Genomic DNA, 2,362 nt, shown 5'->3' with positions numbered 1-2,362 from the left:
TGAAACAGCCCGGCGTCGGCCAACGCTTCGAAGAGCGGGCGCGGCAGCTCGCGAGCGGCGTCGATCTCGTCGGCGGCGGACCGGATCTGCGGCGCCAGCTTCCGCGCGGCCTCAAGGGGGGATGCGGTCATGTCAGGCGATCCTGCCAGAGCGCGGCGGAGAGGTCAAACTGTCTGCTATGCTCTCCGGACGGAGGAACCTTATGGCGACGACGCAGCGTGAGAAGGCCGCGCGCTTCCGGGCGCTGCACCAGGCTCCGGGCGCATTCGTGATTCCCAATCCCTGGGACGCGGGCTCGGCGCGCGTCCTGGCCGGGCTCGGCTTCGAGGCGCTGGCCACCTCGAGCGGCGCCTCCGCCGGCATCCTCGGCCGGCGCGACGGCAAGGTGACGCGCGAGGAAGCGCTGGCGCATGCCCGGGCCATCGTGGCGGCCACCGAACTGCCCGTCTCCGCCGATCTCGAGAAGGGCTTCGGCGACGCTCCGGCTGTCGCGGCGGAGACCATCCGCCTGGCCGCCGAGGTGGGGCTTGTCGGCGGCTCCATCGAAGACGCGACCGGCGACAAGGACAAGCCGCTTTACGATATCGGACTTGCGGTGGAGCGAGTGGCGGCGGCGGTGCAGGCGGCGCGCGCGTTGCCGTTCCCATTCACCTTGACCGCGCGGGCGGAGAACTATCTGCGCGGCAATCCCAGCCTGGACGACACGATCAAGCGCCTGCAAGCCTTCGAGAAGGCCGGCGCCGACGTGCTCTTCGCGCCCGGCCTGCCGGACCTCGAGGCGGTGCGGGCGGTCTGCGCCGCCGTGTCGAAGCCCGTCAACTTCATGGTCGGCATCAAGGGCAAATCGTTCACGGTGGCCGAGCTGAAGGCCGCCGGCGTCAAGCGGATCAGCCTCGCGACCTCGCTCTATCGCGAAGCCATGTCGGGCTTGGTCAATGCCGCCCGCGAGGTGAAGGACAAGGGCACGTTCGGCTATCTCGACCGCTCCCTGACGACGCCCGAGTTGAACGCGTTCATGCAGGGCTGACCGCGGGAGGAACCACACCCATGAAAATCACGGCTATCGACACGTTCACGCTGCGCGTCCCGACCGTCACGCCTATCGCGCTGGACCTGCCCGAGCATCGCCTGGTCGTGACCCGCATCCGCAGCGATTCCGGCCCCGAGGGGCTGGGCTACTCGCTCGTGTTCGGTGGCAGCGGCTCCGAGTCGGTGGAAGCGTACGCCCGCCGCCTCGCGACCTTGCTGATCGGCGAGGACCCGCTGCTGGTCGGACGGCTCTGGGACAAGATGTACCGCGCGGACCGCGGCATCCGCCGCGTGGGCATCGCCGGCTATGCGCTGTCGGCGCTCGACATCGCGCTCTGGGATCTCGCCGCCAAGACGGCCGGCCTTCCGCTCGCCAAGCTGTGGGGCGCGACGACGGACCGCGTGGCCGCGTACGGCAGCGGCGGCTGGGGCTCGTACTCGATCGACGATCTCATCGGCGAGGGCACGCGCTACGCGGCCGCGGGCTGTCGCTATTACAAGATGAAGGTCCACCATCCTGACCCGCGCGTGAACCGCCAGCGCGTGGAGGCGGTGCGCAAGGCGCTCGGCGACGGCGTGCGGATGATGGTGGACGTCAACCAGAAGCTCGACGTGCAGAGCGCGATCCGCCAGGCCCAGATGCTCGAGGACCTCGACCTCGTCTGGTACGAGGAGCCCGCCCTGGCCGACGACCCCGCGGCCTGCGCGGAGGTGGCCCGCGCCATCAGGATCCCGGTCGCGACCGGCGAAAACAACTACACGCGCTTCGAATTCCGCGAGTTGATCGAGCGGCGGGCAGCCCGCTACCTGATGCCGGACGTCTGCCGCGCCAACGGCTTCACCGAGACGATGCGCATCGGCCAGCTGGCCGCCGCCCACCAGGTCGCCGTATCGCCCCACGTCGTGCACGAGCTGTCGCTGCACGTCGCGGCCGCCCTGCCCAACGCGTTCCTCGTGGAGTGGATCGACTGGGTCCCGGCCGACCTCTTCGAAGGCATGCCGAAGTGCGAGGACGGCGCGTTCCGGATCTCCGACCGGCCGGGCCACGGGATCGCGCTGACGGTCGACGCGGAGAAGAAGTACCGGATGGCCTGATCGGTGACCAAGATTCCGGCCTTCATTGCCTGGTGGGAAGGCGAAACGTAAACGTCGACCCTGCCCCGACCGCGCTGGTGACCCGGATCGTGCCGCCGTGCAGCTCGACGAACTTCCGGCAGAGGGCGAGCCCGAGCCCCGTCCCCTCCTGCTTCGCCGCGTTGGCGCCCACCTGCCGGAACTCCTCGAACACCGCCTCCTGGTCCTCCGGCGCGATGCCGACCCCCGTGTCGCTGAC

Annotated in this window: 3 protein-coding genes; 2 read left to right on the top strand and 1 reads right to left on the bottom strand. The window is 69.9% G+C overall.

Going from position 1 to position 2,362, the window contains the following annotated elements; all coding sequences use genetic code 11:
- Positions 1-202: 202 nt before the first annotated feature.
- Entirely contained in the window at positions 203-1,027 is an 825-nt protein-coding gene (locus tag VGV06_06585) for an isocitrate lyase/phosphoenolpyruvate mutase family protein (protein HEV2054826.1), read from the top strand.
- Positions 1,028-1,047: 20 nt separating this feature from the next.
- A complete protein-coding gene (locus VGV06_06580) occupies positions 1,048-2,124 on the top strand; it encodes a mandelate racemase/muconate lactonizing enzyme family protein (protein ID HEV2054825.1) in 1,077 nt (358 codons plus the stop codon).
- A gap of 22 nt (positions 2,125-2,146) precedes the next feature.
- Here the strand turns inward: VGV06_06580 and VGV06_06575 are convergent.
- The coding region (locus VGV06_06575; GenBank protein ID HEV2054824.1) for an ATP-binding protein at positions 2,147-2,362 on the bottom strand (216 nt) is incomplete at its 5' end.

This window comes from Candidatus Methylomirabilota bacterium (genome assembly GCA_035936835.1).
GTDB lineage: Bacteria > Methylomirabilota > Methylomirabilia > Rokubacteriales > CSP1-6 > AR37.
This window is presented reverse-complemented; position numbering and strand designations above follow the sequence as displayed.